Source organism: Paenibacillus sp. PAMC21692, assembly GCF_014303795.1.
Taxonomy (GTDB): Bacteria; Bacillota; Bacilli; order Paenibacillales; family Paenibacillaceae; genus Pristimantibacillus; species Pristimantibacillus agaridevorans.
Genome location: NZ_CP060293.1, coordinates 7700678 through 7714354 on the forward strand (window position 1 = coordinate 7700678; position 13677 = coordinate 7714354).

Below are 13677 nucleotides of genomic sequence, written 5' to 3' on the forward strand. Positions count from 1 at the left end.
CGTCCCCAAGGAGGCAGTATTCGTATGAAGACGCTCAACCTTATTAGCTTGGTTCTAGTCATTATTGGAGGGCTGAATTGGCTGTCCGTCGGCTTGTTCGAGTACGATGTCGTCAGCGAGCTGTTCGGCGGCCAGGCCGAGATCGGCTCGAAGATTGTATACATCGTCGTCGGCGTGGCGGCGCTATATGCCATCTCCCTGCTTCCCAAAGCTGCCAAGGATTAAGAGCTTCCCTCCGGTCTCCGCCAAGAGGAAGCTCCGTTCCTGCAGTCCATGATCCATAGACAATTGTGAAAGCACTGCATCCAAATAAAAGGCGATGCTCAGGACAGTTCCTGACATCGCCTTTATTGTTAGTCCCTAGGCCCGTCGGACTTGTCCCCGAACCGGCACCCGTGTCGACAACAAAAAACGACGTTGCGGTCCGGACTTTCATCCTTCCAGCAACGTCGTTGGATCTACGCAGGTGTATACGTTTACAATTTGGACTTCATATCCATGAGATATTTGATGACTACGGCAAGTGCGCCCAAGTAATAACCGACAAGGACGACCCAGCCCGTCACATCCATGGCTGCAAGCCCGGCAAGCATGAAGAGCGGAAGCACGTAATACACCATATCCTTCAGGTAGCCCAGCACAAGCTCATGAGAGAGTTTGCCTCCCGACATCGATTTGAACAGCCCGATTACCAGATCGAGCGCCATCGAACCCATTACGACCCACATCGCGACTTCCATCCAATGAGTAAGCGTACCAAACATTTTGCATCACCTCCTCGCTACATCGTATGCCGATGTTCGCAAGGTTGTACCTTAGGCGGTATCACGATTATTAATGCTCCCCCACACATACTTCCGCTTACGTGTATGTCACTGTAAACAGGTCAATTCCTATGCCTATTATTATTATTGCAAAAGCTATTAACGGATTTACTTTTTTCTCATTTAGTCCGATCTTCTCGCAGATGTAGACCGACAACCCCATAAATGCAAAAAAACACACTGTGATGATGTAATCCAATGATGTTGGGTTCATTAATTGAACTACACCAGATGCTAAACCCAATAGAAAAAGAAACAATGGGATCCTAAGCTTTATCGAGTTTACAAACATATTATCCCTCTATTTCTTCATGAATTATTGCGTTGAACTGCCTATTCGTTCAAGTATACTTTGGTAATAATCGTCAATAACCAGCATGGGCTCCTTTATAGACTGCAAAATGATTTCTAAGTCCACTGACTCATCTTCTGATTCCGCATGTATTGTTTTATAAATGGTAATAACCGCTTCCATCTTCTTTTTTTCTTCACTACTAATTGCATACGAATGCTGTTCCAGAAACTTATTGGTCATGCCCTCTATAAAGCCGTCCACACGAAATAAGCTGTATTGTAGTAAACTCCAATCAGATGCTTCCTCCCCCATATGCACGGTTGAAATGGCCTGTAGTTCGGAATGAATGCTTTTACTTTCACCCCTAACAATCCTCCAATTGTTGTACAACTCTTTTTTCACTTCACTGCTATTTTCCTGTTCAATTGGCAACTGAACAAATTCCGTAAGCCTGTTTGCCATATTATTCCCCGCAACAGATATAAACGAAAAACTTTGATCATTTCTAACTTGAGTTTGATTCAAATTCTGCCTGTACTCTAAGTGTATATAGACACTATAAATAATAAAAACCCCAATAAATAAAACAAAAAATCTGGTTATATTCTTTTTCAAATGCACCTTATTCATATCATTCCCCCGAACAAAGAGTAGATTTTATCTATGTTCTACTTCGCTCTATTTCGAACATTTCCTCCCAATTCCAATTATGTTGCCAAATTCGTCTCCCCGAACGTCGATAGAGCTTGGACCATTACCGTTCAACCGAAGTACGTAAGGGCTGCCGGGGTCTATGAAGACAACCCGACAGTCCTGTCGAAATGGAAAGGCGTTAATGTTGGGCAACTTTACAAGGCCAGCCGCTGACCCTGCTCCAGCCGTTTGATCTGGCGCTCGCCCGTATCCGCCAGCTCGCGGAATTGCGTAATCGTCTCTCGCATTCTAGGCAGCGCCTCCTGCTTGTAGACGCTGATGGAATCCAGCGCCGCGATAACGTCGGTAAAAGCCTGCTTCAGCGTGTCGACGGAAATGCTGGACTCCAGGGACTGCTTATGAATCGCGGCTCCCTGCTCCTTGAGCATTCTGGAGGTGCCGCTAATCAACGTATTCGTCGTTTGATTCAGAAGCTCGATCTTGCTTAGCACGATACGCTGATTGTAGAGGGCGCTTGCCACCGTTACCGACGTCTTAAGCGCGGACACCGTCACGTTTCTTGCCCGATCAACGCCTCGAATCAGCTCCTTGTTGTTCCGCATGACAACCTCGATCGCCATGATTCCTTGCTGGTTTACGACCATCATCTGCTGCAGGTCCATCAGCCGCTGCCTGAGCGGGAACAGCACCTCCTCCGCGATAAAGCGGATGCGGTCATCCTCCTCTTGCCTCAGCCTGGCCGCTCCGAGCTGCGCTTCGATCTCCTCGTCCATAAGCATGCCAAGCTGTATCTCCTTGCGGAGCCGCTTCGTCAGCTCGCGAAGCGCCTGCTGCTCGAATTCCAGGGTCGTATTATCGTTGCGCAGCACCGTCTTGCCCTTATCAAGCGATACGATGATATCCGAAATAACGGCGTCGGCCCGTTGATATTTGGCAAAGTAGCCCCGAAGCGGATTGAAAATCTTGCCCAGCATGCCGTGCTTCGCGAAGTCGATGGCGCCGGGATCGAGATCCTTGAGCTGAAGCTGCAGCTCCGTCAATCCTTGCGCGACTTGCCCGCCTTCGTCGCCCGCTCTGGACAACTGGCCGACGGTCGTCTGGAGCAAGCCGTTCTTCTCTGCGGAAGAGCGCATGGTAGCCATGCCGAACAGCTCCAGCGAGGTCATGATGTCCTTGCGCTTCTCGGGCGCCTCCGGATCAACCTCCAGAATCGCGGCAACGTTGCTCCGCGCGAGCGTCCGAAGCTGCTCCACCTCCTGCGGAACCGGCTTCACCTGCTCTTCGATCGCAGACCGTATGGCCTCCGGGCTCACAACTTCCATCGAGAATGACATTGGATCCCCTCCGTAATTCGTTCTCCTACATTTGTGCGTTCAGCAGATTGCCGATCTTGTACACGACATCATCCGTGTCGGCATTCATGCTGACGGCTTCGTTAATGGCAGAGATGCTCTTGAGCGCTTCCACATTGGCGTTATAGCCGATCGTATAGATCGGGATGCGATACGCTTCGACCAGACTGCGGATATCGTCCAGCGAATGGCCCGTATTCGTCTCCCCGTCGCTGAGAACAAAGATAACCGGCTTTGCTTGAGGGCGCGCGACCAACGCCTCGCGAAGCAGCTTCATGGCTACCGCGATGCCGTCGAAGGTAGCCGTCTCGCCGCCGGCACGCAAGCTCTCCACCGCCCCCACGAACATCGATTGCTGATTCGTATCGTATGTACCGATGGGCAGCTCGACCCTCACCTCGCTGGAATAGGAGACTAACCCGATGCTGTTCTCCCTGCCGAGCACCTTCTGTCCCGCCAACAACGATTCCTTAAGCCGGTTTAGCGGCTCGCCGTCCATGCTCCCGGACACGTCCGCCACGAATACGGCGGCAACCTCCTGGCCCCCGTTCTTCTTCTCTTTCCATAGCTTCTGGGCAGGCTCAAGCATGGAGCCGTCGATCGGCTTGCTCTCCGGCCGGTACTCCTCCAGACCGTTAAAGCCCTTGCGCGTTCCCTCTTGCTGCCATCTCTCCCTCGTGACGAACTCCGCGAAGGACAAAAGAATGTCCCGTTTCTGCACCGTCAAGTCTCCCAGACCATACAACGGACTGTCGTGCCTGACGCCGAACGGCGTGAAAACATACTCGCTGCGCAAGTCAGGAGAGTTCATATAGGTCTGATATTCCAGCACAAACGCGTCCAGCATGCCCGACTTTGCCGCCTCCCGCATCTGCAGAGTCGTAGAGGCGATAAAGGGCACATTGGCCTGGAACCGCTGGAAACCTTGAACGGCCTCCTCTCCAAGCGGGTTCCCTCCTCCATACGTCTCCAGAGACGTCACCAGGAAATTTAGCCCCGTCGAGCTGGCGAAGGGATCGGTATATCCCATCGCGAGCTCGTTCTCCGCGAGCGCGTCCGTCAACGTCTTAACGCCGACGAAGCCGTACTTCGCCACCAATTCGTCATGCTTCGCCTTTTTGGTCACGATTCCCGCCACGTTGCCGACGAGTCTTTCCGACAGGAGTTCGATTGGAATGCCGTCCTCTTGAATCATGGCTCCCCACAGCTCATTCGACGGCGTAAACGCATCCGGCACGTATTTTCCCGAGCGGATATAATCGGAGGCCGTACCGGAGGCGATGTTGCGCAGCTTTACCGATACGCGCTCTCCGTTCAGAACAATACCGGCATCATTGAATGCTTGCGCCGCCTCCGTCAACCAGCCGTCGACGCCTTCTCCGCCTTTCTCCGTCGACGAGAAGATCTCCGCATAGCTGCCTGTTGCCGGCTGCACCGTTACGGGATATTTCTCGATATCCGGCAGCGAATCGCCTACCTGGACGGGAGCGAGGTCAACGATCCCCTTTACCGGCTCGGCTATCGTCACGTCGATGCGGCGAACCAGCCTATCCAGTCGTTTATCGGCGTCGCTCGCTGACGCTTCGCCCGCAGGCTGCCCCCAGTCCGAAGTGAAAGCAATCCCGAAGTAGACGGCCACGAAGACGAATATCGTGATTGCTCCAAGCAGCATTGCCGTTCTTCCTCCGCTTCTGCCGGCCATCCCTATCCCCCCTTCACGGCTTGTAGTATTTGGTCTGGTTGATTAAGATGTCGATGTCCTTCATGCACGGCATGAGCAGCACATCCCGGTAATCCGCGCCACCGAGCCTTGTCAGTTCCGCAAGCAGACCGTCCAGCTTGAGCAGAATTTCTTCGTTCGCCCCCAAAAAACCCGCGGAATCAGCCGACCACCCTGTTGCCATCGCTGACGCTTCTCTAAGGCGGAGCAATCCCAGCAATTCTCGTACATGACCGTAGAACAACTCCTCGACCGCTGCAATAGCCGATGCGAACCTTTTGTAGCTCAATTCTGTCGGATTAAACCGTTCTCCCAGCAATCCCAGCAAGACGTTCACCTTCTTCTCCATTCGCTCCAGCTGAGACAATGCGGCGTCGCTTTCCCGTCTGAGCGCGCGATTGCGGCGGAAACGAACGAATGCGAGCCAATATGCCTCCGGCGTGCGCAATTCCGGCAGACGCGGCGCGGAGGGCGCATCGCGAAAGAGGATGGCATGGCTGCCGGTCAGAAGCACGACCGGACTCATGACGAGAAGCGTGACGACGAAGGCGGTCTCGAAGGAGCTTCCTCCCATCAGCCTCGCTCCGCCCAGGCCGGGAGACAAAGCCGCGACGTTCAGGCCGATGGTTCCCGATAAGAGCAACGCCAGCCTCCATGCTTTCGACCATTCGCCCATTAACCGCACCTCCCGCTACTACTTAACCTATTCCGGTTATGAACCGCGATATACCGAGCATAACAAGCTCTTTTGATGGACATGTTTACATTAATTGGGATGTTTTCAGATCTGTACGTTGCTCTTTTGATCTATGTTCCCTATTTTTTGCCCCTTTTTTCAGTGAGACCGTCCCTGCAAGATTCGTAGATGGATCGTATAGGGGAACGCCTGCGACGTCTTTTGACAATGCAGCGGGATTTAATGCAAAAATTCTCCGCGGGAGCTCCGGGCAAGTTTCCGGTAAGAAATGAACGGGAGCAACTGTAACGGAAATGAGAGGCGTTATTTCAGTAAAAAGCCGCACTTCGCAAATCTAATGGAACTGACAGCCCTTATGATGGGCTAAAGTCCGCGGTTTGCCTGGATTTCTCACGAATAACGTCGCAGAGTTCCGTTAGATTTTAAAATCACGCCAAAAGCTCCATATAAGGGCCCTCGTTTCCGTTAACAGGTTGGCGATGATGGATTGCAGCCTCATTTCCAGTTTTGCACACCATGAATCGACGGCCTCCTCTTCGCTATTCAATGATCGACCACTTTTCTACTTTTGGTAAAATTAACTTGACTTCATGTATAGTTTATTTTACATTGTGTATATCGAACTTTACTTATCATGCGTCGAGGAGGCGTTCCGTTTGTCCTTTCAAGAGAAAAAAACGCTCTTTTATTTGCTCTGCACCTTCCTCATCTTCGGCTCTTATTGCTTGTACGTCTTTCAAAACGCGCCCTTCGGCATTCTTGATCAAGAGGCTCCTTTCCGCTTTTGGGGCCTCTTCGTCATCGTGCTGATCCCGGTCACCATCGTCGCGAAAATTATTCTGCATATCATCTTCTCGATCATTAACCGGATGGTCACGAACGAAGACGAACCTTCATTCGCCGACGAGCTCGACAAGCTGATCGATCTGAAGGCGACCCGGGTTACCCATTACACGTTCAGCATGGGTACCGTGCTGGCCATGGGCACGCTCGCGCTCGGCATGACGCCGAACACGATGTTCGTCACTTTCGTCGGCTTCGCCTTCCTGTCGGAGGTCGCCGGGTATATCGCGCAGTTGTATTACTATCGCAGGGGAGTCTGACATGGGCAAAAGTCTGATTGGCAATCATGTGCGCAAGCTTCGCTTCAACCGGAACGAGATGACGCAGCAGCAGCTCGCGGATCTGGCAGGCGTCACGCGGCAGACCATCGTCACCATCGAGAAGGGCAATTATTCGCCCTCGCTGGAGCTCGCGTTCCGTATCGCGCGCGCCTTCGACGTTCCGCTTGAGGAAGTTTTTTATTTCGAGGAGGAATGAGGATGAAAGCGATCGTCTGTACGAGATACGGCTCTCCGGACGTCTTGCAGTTGCAGGATGTCGCTAAGCCGGAGCCGGGGGATAATGAAGTTCGCATTCGTGTAGCGGCCGCTACCGTCGGTCCGTCGCATTGCGCCTTCCGCAAGGGAGACCCCTTCATCGTGAGGCTCGTCTACGGGCTGAAGCAACCCAAGCAGCCCATCCTGGGCACGGAGCTTGCGGGAGTCGTCGACGCCGTCGGCCGCGACGTTAAGCAGTTTCGCGTCGGGGATCGCGTATTCGGCATTAGCGCGGCTACTTCCGGCGCCCATGCCGAATACAAATGCCTGCCGGAATCCAAGCCGATTGCGGTGATGCCGGACGGCATGACGTTCGCGGAAGCCGCCGCGATCTGCGACGGTACCCCCACGGCGCTGACCTTCCTTCGCGACAAAGCCAAGCTTAAGCACGGCCAGAAAGTGCTGGTCAACGGCGCCTCCGGGGCGGTCGGGCTGGCAGCCGTACAACTCGCCAAGGTATTCGGCGCAGAGGTAACCGGCGTATGCAGCGGCGCGAACTCGGCGCTGGTGCTTGCAAACGGCGCCGATGCGGTTATCGATTACACCCGCGAGGATTTTACGCAGAATGGCCATGCGTATGACGTGATCTTCGACGCTGTCGGCAAACGAACATTCCGCGATTGCAAGCGATCGCTCACGGCCAACGGCGTCTACCTCTCCACCGTCCCGTCCATGTCGATTTTATTCGCCGTCCTCCTCTCCTCCTTGTCGCGAGGCCGCAAAGCCAAATTCGCAACGGCCGGCCTCATGCAGAACAAGGATAACCTTCACTATATAACCGAGCTCTTCAACGTCGGGAAGCTCCGCGCGAATATTGATCGAGAGTATGCGCTGGAGCAAGTTCCGGAAGCGCACGCTTACGTGGATACGGAACGCAAAAAAGGGAATGTGGTTATTACGTTCTGAGCGCGTGTAGAATAAGTTTTTAAGTTTCATAGGCGCGAGCGAGTCTGCAACGTAACGGACAGGAGCGACGTTATTCTTTGATTTTCTATAGTTTCTAAAATCTAACGGACATACACAGCTCTATTTGTGCCATCCGAGCATCATTTTGCTTCGTTCCGACCAAATAACGCCGCTCCCGTCCGTTAGATTTGGATTCCATCGAAAAAAGCGCAAATAATGTCGCTGATGTCCGTTACGCGTTTACCGATTCAACTTCCTATAGCTCCGCACCGCCAGCGGCAAGAAAATCACCAGGAGCAATACGGGCCAGCAGGCGGCGAGCAGCAGGGCATGCTCAGACATCCAGGTCTCGCCGCGCAGGCCCGGGTTGCCAAACAGCTCCCTCGCCGCCGTCGATGTAGCCGACAGAGGGTTAAACTCCGCGATGGCTCCCAGCCAAGCGGGCATCGTCGTCGTATCGACGAAGACATTCGACAGGAAACCCACCGGCCATACCAGCAGTTGCACCATGGACACGTTATGCGGATTCGTCGCGTGAAGACCTACGAAGATGCCGACCCACAGCAGCGAAAATCTCAGCAGCAGCAAAAGGCCGAACGCCGCAAGCGCATGGTCAGCGCCTTCATGCCAGCCCCAGCCGAGCAATAGACCGGTCGCGATCAACACAAGCAGCCCAATGACCGAATTAAGCATATCGACCATACATCGACCCAGCAGAACGGCCGAAGCATGAATCGGCATCGACCGAAATCGGTCCGTGACGCCCTTCGAGGCATCAGTCGTTACCGCCATGACGGTGCTCTCCACACCGAAAAACATTGTCATCGCAAACATGCCCGGCATAAGAAATTCGAAGTACGAGCCTCCCCCGGGAACCGCCATCGCACCTCCGAACAGGTAGCCGAACATAAGCAGCATCATGACAGGGAACAGCCAGCCGATCATAATCCCCCAAGGATTGCCTCCCCAATGCAGCAGCTCCCGCTTCGACAATACCCATACATCGGTGAAAGCATATCGGATACGTGAGGCGCCCGAGGGTTGAATATTCTTCACGTTACGTTCCATCGCAATCATTTGGATTCCTCCTTATTCGATACTCCGTTCTGTCCCGTAAAATGAATGAATACTTCGTCCAAGGTTGGTCTGCGCAGAACTATATCCTCCGGCTCCAGCCCCGAGTCCGCGAACGCGCTTGCCGCCTTTAGCAACGAGCCCGTACGGTCGGTTACCGGCACGCTGATTCGGTTCGCGGCGTTGTCTACGAGAACGGAAGCTCCGCCGATTTCGCGCAAAATACGTTCCGCCTCCACCGCATCCTCTTGCCTTAGCAGCGTCACTTCCAAGCGGTCGCCCCCGAACGAAGACTTTAGAGCCTCGGGCGTGCCCTCTTTGATCACTTTTCCGTCCTTCAGTATAGAGATCAGATCCGCAAGCTGGTCCGCCTCCTCCAAATATTGCGTCGTGAGCAGTACGGTTGTCCCCGCTTCTTTAAGCGAGCGGATCGCCCCCCACACCTCTTGTCTGGCGAGAGGGTCCAGGCCGGTCGTCGGCTCGTCGACGAACAGCACGTCCGGCGACACGATCAGACTGGCAGCGAGATCAAGCCGCCTGCGCATCCCTCCCGAATATTTGCCCACGGCTCTGCCCGCCGCTTCCGTCAGATCGAATTGCATCAACAATTCCTCGGCGCGCCTCCTTGCGTGCCCCTTTGACAGTCGGTTCAGACGTCCGAACATCTCCAGGTTCTGATAGCCCGTCAGTTGCTCGTCGACCGCGGCGTATTGTCCAGCCAGCCCGATCCTTGAACGGACGAGATGCCCCTCCTTGCTAACGTCGTACCCCGCGACAGTGGCGCTGCCTTCGTCCATGCGGAGCAGCGTCGTCAATATTTTGACCGCGGTCGTCTTCCCGGCTCCGTTCGGACCCAGAAGTCCGAAGATACTCCCCGCAGGCACGTTCAGCGTGAGACCGTTCAGCCCCGGTCCCTCCTTCGTTCTCCCGTAGTGCTTCTTCACATTGCGAGCTTGAATGGCATACGCATGGGCTCCCATTGCTTGCATTCTCCCCTTCGAATAGCCAGAGCAGCGTCTGGCCTCGTGATTACGGCACGTCCGGGAATGCGGCTTCGAGTCTAGCATCTCTGCCGCAAACCATTATCGTACACTGTACGGTACAGTGTATCATCCACCGCTTTTAACTGTCAATGCACGCGTGTATAATAGTGTTATCACATCATCGGAATGGAGATCTGCCTTCAATGCCCACTAATGGACAAGGAAATGACTATGCCCGCAGCTTGAGTCTCTTATGGGGCTCTCAGACCGTACCGGGCCGAAGCGGCTTAACCGTGCAAAAGATCGTATCTGCCGGCATGGAGATGGCCGATGAGAACGGCATCGAGCAATTGTCGATGCGCAAGGTGGCGGAGCGTCTGGGAGTTGGCGCCATGTCGTTATATACCTATGTGCCCAGCAAGTCCGAGCTGCTGGACCTGATGCTGGACAAAGCTCAGGCGGATCTATATGACAGCGGCGGCGATATCCGGGGAGCATGCGGAGGAGAGTGGAGCGAGGCGATACGCTACATCGCAAAGACCAACTGGGAGCTGTACCGGAAGCATCCCTGGATCGTCGACCTCTCCGGCAGAAGACCCGTGATGGGTCCCCATGTTTTGCTCAAATACGAGCTTGAGCTATGCGCGCTGGACGGAATCGGCCTCTCCGATATCGAGATGGACTCCACGCTTTCGCTTCTGCTCATGCACGTGGAGAGCTGCGCGCGGCTTCAATTCAGCATGCAACGGACCGAAGCCTCCTCCGAGCTGGACGATAACGAATGGTGGCTCGAGTTGTCTCCCGTGCTTGACAATATAACCGACTGGAGCCGTTTCCCCGTATCTTCCCGCGTGGGCAATGCCGCAGGCGAGATGCATCAAAGCGCCTATAGTCCGGAGCATGCCTATCTATTCGGCTTGGAGCGCATTATCGCCGGCACGGCCGCGTTGATCGGGAAAGCCACGTAACCTTGCCTTAAGCGTGCATCAGTGCAGTTCGCCCTCGGCTCATCGTCGACAGCCCCATCATCTTTCAAAAATGCGGAAGCGCTGGAAATATTCTATTTAATTCCGGTGTTTCGTATTGTAAGATGAAAGGCAGAGCATATATGGGGGGATTGGCAATGTGGACACGCGCGGAGCTAAAGCAGAGAGCTAAGAATGTATTGAGGACAACGTATTGGAAGGCATTCCTGGTCAGCATCATCCTGTTGTTTGTAGGCGGGGGAGGCGGCGGCTTCGGGGGAAATTTCAGCTTGAATCTAGGTTCGAACGACTGGGGCGACCTCAGAGAATCGTTTAGCACCGTCGATAGCGGCTATAGCGAAGACGATCTGTTCGACGAAGAAGATATAATCGATTCTTTTGTCTATAACGATGACTACGGCACTTCTTCCAGTATCGAATGGAGCTTCTGGGGACCGTTCATCATTATCATGGTCATCGTATTTATCATTGTGCTCTTGTTCGCGCTCGCATTCCGAATCTTCCTGCTGTCTCCATTGGAGGTCGGGAGCAGGCGCTACTTCAAGCAAGCTGCCGAGCAGGATGCAAATCTTAACAATCTGGGGTACGCGTTCGGCAAGGGGCGATATGTGGATATTATTAAATCCATGTTCTGGCGGGGGCTGCTAAATTTCCTATGGTACCTGCTCCTCATTATTCCGGGAATTATCAAATCGTACGCCTACAGTCTCGTGCCTTACATTCTGGCGGATAATCCCAACATCGGCTACAGGCGGGCGGTGCAGCTTAGCAACCAGATGACGCGAGGACATAAATTCCGGATCTTCGTGCTCGATCTCAGCTTTATCGGCTGGTTCCTGCTGGGTCTGCTGGCTCTCTTCGTCGGTTACCTCTTTGTGCTGCCTTATTATAACGCAACGAAGGCTGAGCTTTATCTGACTCTGCGCAAGGAAGCATTGGAGCGCGGCATGACGGCTCCGCAAGAGCTTCGGCTTACGGATGACCTTCCACCGATCTACGTATAGCCATCTTATGGAAAAAGCCTTCCCCCCTGCTAGCGGAGGAAGGCCTTTTTGGTGCGGACGCGTCTGCGTCGATTTGGGCGTGTCTGAATACTCTGAGGGGAGCAGATTTTGCCGAATTTTCGTTCCATGCAAGGAACTTTTGTGAAGTCGTTACCTAAGGCTACGTCAAGCAAAAGTGACGAAGCAGGGGGTGGAAAGGCGGTGAAAGATGCCCCAGAGCGGGTTTTCAGACACGCCCTAGTTGCCGGACAACTGGTGGATGGACCATGTAGTCGGTGTATTATTTCCGATATCCAACGGAAAAGTCATACCGTCGTCGAAGTATTTTAACTCCAGAACATCCCCCGCGTTCAAATAAACCTCCCCATCCAGCGTAACGGTCGCGCTGCCAAGCGGCGCCCTAAGCGATAGAACCAGCGCTACGTTCACATTCAAAATCGGAATGACGCCGGATACCAGCGTGGATTCCATTGGCGATACGCGTTGTACTGCGAAATATGGATCAATACCCGCTCCCAGCGAGATGGTAACCGCTGCCGTCGTCTTGTAATTCACCGTAGCCTTAATAGCATATCTGCCTGTGGCAGGCACAACGAATTGGCCGGTAGCCGGATCGAATCCCAGGTTTGCATAAAACGGAGATGCGACATTCCAGCCGCTGAGCGTCTGGGTATTCGTAACCGTTGTCGGAACTAAAGATGCCGAGAATCCCTCAGCGGTATAGTTCGCTCCAGCCGGGCCTGCGGGACCGGGATCGCCCTGCGGGCCTGCTAGACCCTGCGGTCCTTGCGGTCCGACGAGACCAGGCAGGCCTTGCTCCCCTTGGGGGCCCGCCGGGCCAACAGCTCCATCTGCGCCCGCTTCTCCCGCCGGGCCGGGATTGCCCTGCGGACCTACTAGACCCTGCGTTCCTTGCGGTCCGACGAGACCAGGCAGGCCTTGCTCCCCTTGGGGGCCCGCCGGGCCAACAGCTCCATCTGCGCCCGCTTCTCCCGCTGGACCGGGATCGCCTTGCAGACCTTGGAGACCTTGTGGTCCTTCCGGACCGATAAGCCCCGGAAGGCCTTGCTCCCCTTGAGGGCCTGCCGGACCCACCGGACCCGCCATACCCGCCGGTCCCGTTGAGCCGGACGGACCGGTCGCCCCAGCGGCCCCCGCATCGCCTTTGTCGCCCTTCTCTCCCTTCTCTCCTTTGTCGCCCTTGACCGCACCAAGCAGGAGCTGCACTTGCTGTAATCCCTGATTCCAATTCACGCTGGCTCCGAACAGCTCCGCCAAGAACCGAATGGGCACAAGTTGCTCGCCGGCGACGTTCTGCATAGGTTGTCCGAGCGCAACCTCGATACGGTTATCGTTAACCGCGACAGACGCCTTAAGCGAATTTTCTAAGAAAGTCACAACCGTATCGCCTTTTTTGACCGTAAGCGTGCTCGTCCTCTCGTTCCACGAATATGTAGCGCCAAGCAGCTCCGCGATGTCTTGAACTGGCGCTATCATCGTCCCTTTCTTTACAACTGCATTCATGTTCTCCTTGACGACTTTTCCGTCTACATTGATGGATACACCTGCTGCTTGAGCAACCGGCGCGAACAGCAGCAGCACGGTAAGAAGCGTTAAGCTCGCAACCTTATGCCATCTCCGTCTTCTTAATCTACTTTTTAGTCCCACTCTCTTCATCTCCCTATTAAAAAATGTAAATTCATCTCCTGTTTCAAGTAACTTTCGTGCATAAAAAAACCTTTCCAATAGATCGGAGAGGTTGACCTGTCCATACTTCCATTTCAATTGAAGGAAACGATCATC

Annotated in this window: 14 protein-coding genes; 6 read left to right on the forward strand and 8 right to left on the reverse strand. The window is 54.1% G+C overall.

Annotated features, from left to right (window positions below; translation table 11 throughout):
• Window positions 1-24 precede the first annotated feature (24 nt).
• Window positions 25-225 (forward strand): DUF378 domain-containing protein, encoded by a 201-nt coding sequence (locus H7F31_RS30710; RefSeq protein ID WP_087571816.1) that lies wholly within the window; start codon window positions 25-27, stop codon window positions 223-225.
• Window positions 226-476: 251 nt separating this feature from the next.
• Here H7F31_RS30710 and H7F31_RS30715 read toward each other — a convergent pair whose 3' ends face one another.
• The 5 genes from H7F31_RS30715 to H7F31_RS30735 all read right to left on the reverse strand — a co-directional run bounded on the left by H7F31_RS30715 (window position 477) and on the right by H7F31_RS30735 (window position 5521).
• On the reverse strand, window positions 477-764 hold the full coding sequence (locus H7F31_RS30715; RefSeq protein WP_087571815.1) for a hypothetical protein: 288 nt from the start codon (window positions 762-764) through the stop codon (window positions 477-479).
• 376 nt (window positions 765-1140) lie between these two features.
• Entirely contained in the window at window positions 1141-1749 is a 609-nt protein-coding gene (locus H7F31_RS30720; RefSeq protein WP_187101927.1) for a hypothetical protein, read from the reverse strand.
• Window positions 1750-1967: 218 nt separating this feature from the next.
• Window positions 1968-3107 (reverse strand): toxic anion resistance protein, encoded by a 1140-nt coding sequence (locus H7F31_RS30725; RefSeq protein WP_187101928.1) that lies wholly within the window; start codon window positions 3105-3107, stop codon window positions 1968-1970.
• A 25-nt stretch (window positions 3108-3132) separates the two neighbouring features.
• The gene (locus H7F31_RS30730) at window positions 3133-4827 is read right to left on the reverse strand and encodes a VWA domain-containing protein (protein ID WP_187101929.1); all 1695 of its coding nucleotides are present in this window, start codon (window positions 4825-4827) and stop codon (window positions 3133-3135) included.
• Between the two features lie 13 nt (window positions 4828-4840).
• Complete coding sequence (locus tag H7F31_RS30735) at window positions 4841-5521, reverse strand: hypothetical protein (protein WP_187101930.1); 681 nt, start codon at window positions 5519-5521, stop codon at window positions 4841-4843.
• Between the two features lie 677 nt (window positions 5522-6198).
• Between H7F31_RS30735 and H7F31_RS30740 the strand changes: the two genes are divergently transcribed.
• The 3 genes from H7F31_RS30740 to H7F31_RS30750 are packed head-to-tail and all read left to right on the forward strand — an operon-like array spanning window position 6199 to window position 7827.
• Window positions 6199-6645, forward strand: coding sequence for a hypothetical protein (locus H7F31_RS30740; protein ID WP_187101931.1), 447 nt, complete (start codon window positions 6199-6201; stop codon window positions 6643-6645).
• A 1-nt stretch (window position 6646) separates the two neighbouring features.
• Window positions 6647-6862 (forward strand): helix-turn-helix transcriptional regulator, encoded by a 216-nt coding sequence (locus H7F31_RS30745; protein WP_187101932.1) that lies wholly within the window; start codon window positions 6647-6649, stop codon window positions 6860-6862.
• A 2-nt stretch (window positions 6863-6864) separates the two neighbouring features.
• A complete protein-coding gene (locus tag H7F31_RS30750) occupies window positions 6865-7827 on the forward strand; it encodes an NAD(P)-dependent alcohol dehydrogenase (RefSeq protein ID WP_187101933.1) in 963 nt (320 codons plus the stop codon).
• 240 nt (window positions 7828-8067) lie between these two features.
• On the opposite strand, the gene H7F31_RS30755 is transcribed toward H7F31_RS30750, so the two are convergent.
• Both H7F31_RS30755 and H7F31_RS30760 read right to left on the reverse strand, forming a co-directional pair.
• Window positions 8068-8904, reverse strand: coding sequence for an ABC transporter permease (locus tag H7F31_RS30755; protein WP_261800193.1), 837 nt, complete (start codon window positions 8902-8904; stop codon window positions 8068-8070).
• Window positions 8901-9881 carry an ATP-binding cassette domain-containing protein gene (locus H7F31_RS30760; RefSeq protein ID WP_187101934.1) on the reverse strand — a complete coding sequence of 327 codons (981 nt, stop codon included), beginning with the start codon at window positions 9879-9881 and terminating at the stop codon, window positions 8901-8903. The genes H7F31_RS30755 and H7F31_RS30760 overlap by 4 nt, the downstream gene beginning before the upstream one ends.
• A gap of 206 nt (window positions 9882-10087) precedes the next feature.
• Between H7F31_RS30760 and H7F31_RS30765 the strand changes: the two genes are divergently transcribed.
• Window positions 10088-10852, forward strand: a complete 765-nt coding sequence (locus H7F31_RS30765; protein WP_187101935.1) for a TetR/AcrR family transcriptional regulator — start codon at window positions 10088-10090, stop codon at window positions 10850-10852.
• 155 nt (window positions 10853-11007) lie between these two features.
• Window positions 11008-11874, forward strand: a complete 867-nt coding sequence (locus H7F31_RS30770; protein ID WP_187101936.1) for a DUF975 family protein — start codon at window positions 11008-11010, stop codon at window positions 11872-11874.
• A 237-nt stretch (window positions 11875-12111) separates the two neighbouring features.
• Here the strand turns inward: H7F31_RS30770 and H7F31_RS30775 are convergent, their stop codons facing one another.
• Window positions 12112-13542 (reverse strand): stalk domain-containing protein, encoded by a 1431-nt coding sequence (locus H7F31_RS30775; RefSeq protein ID WP_222622729.1) that lies wholly within the window; start codon window positions 13540-13542, stop codon window positions 12112-12114.
• Window positions 13543-13677: the final 135 nt, after the last annotated feature.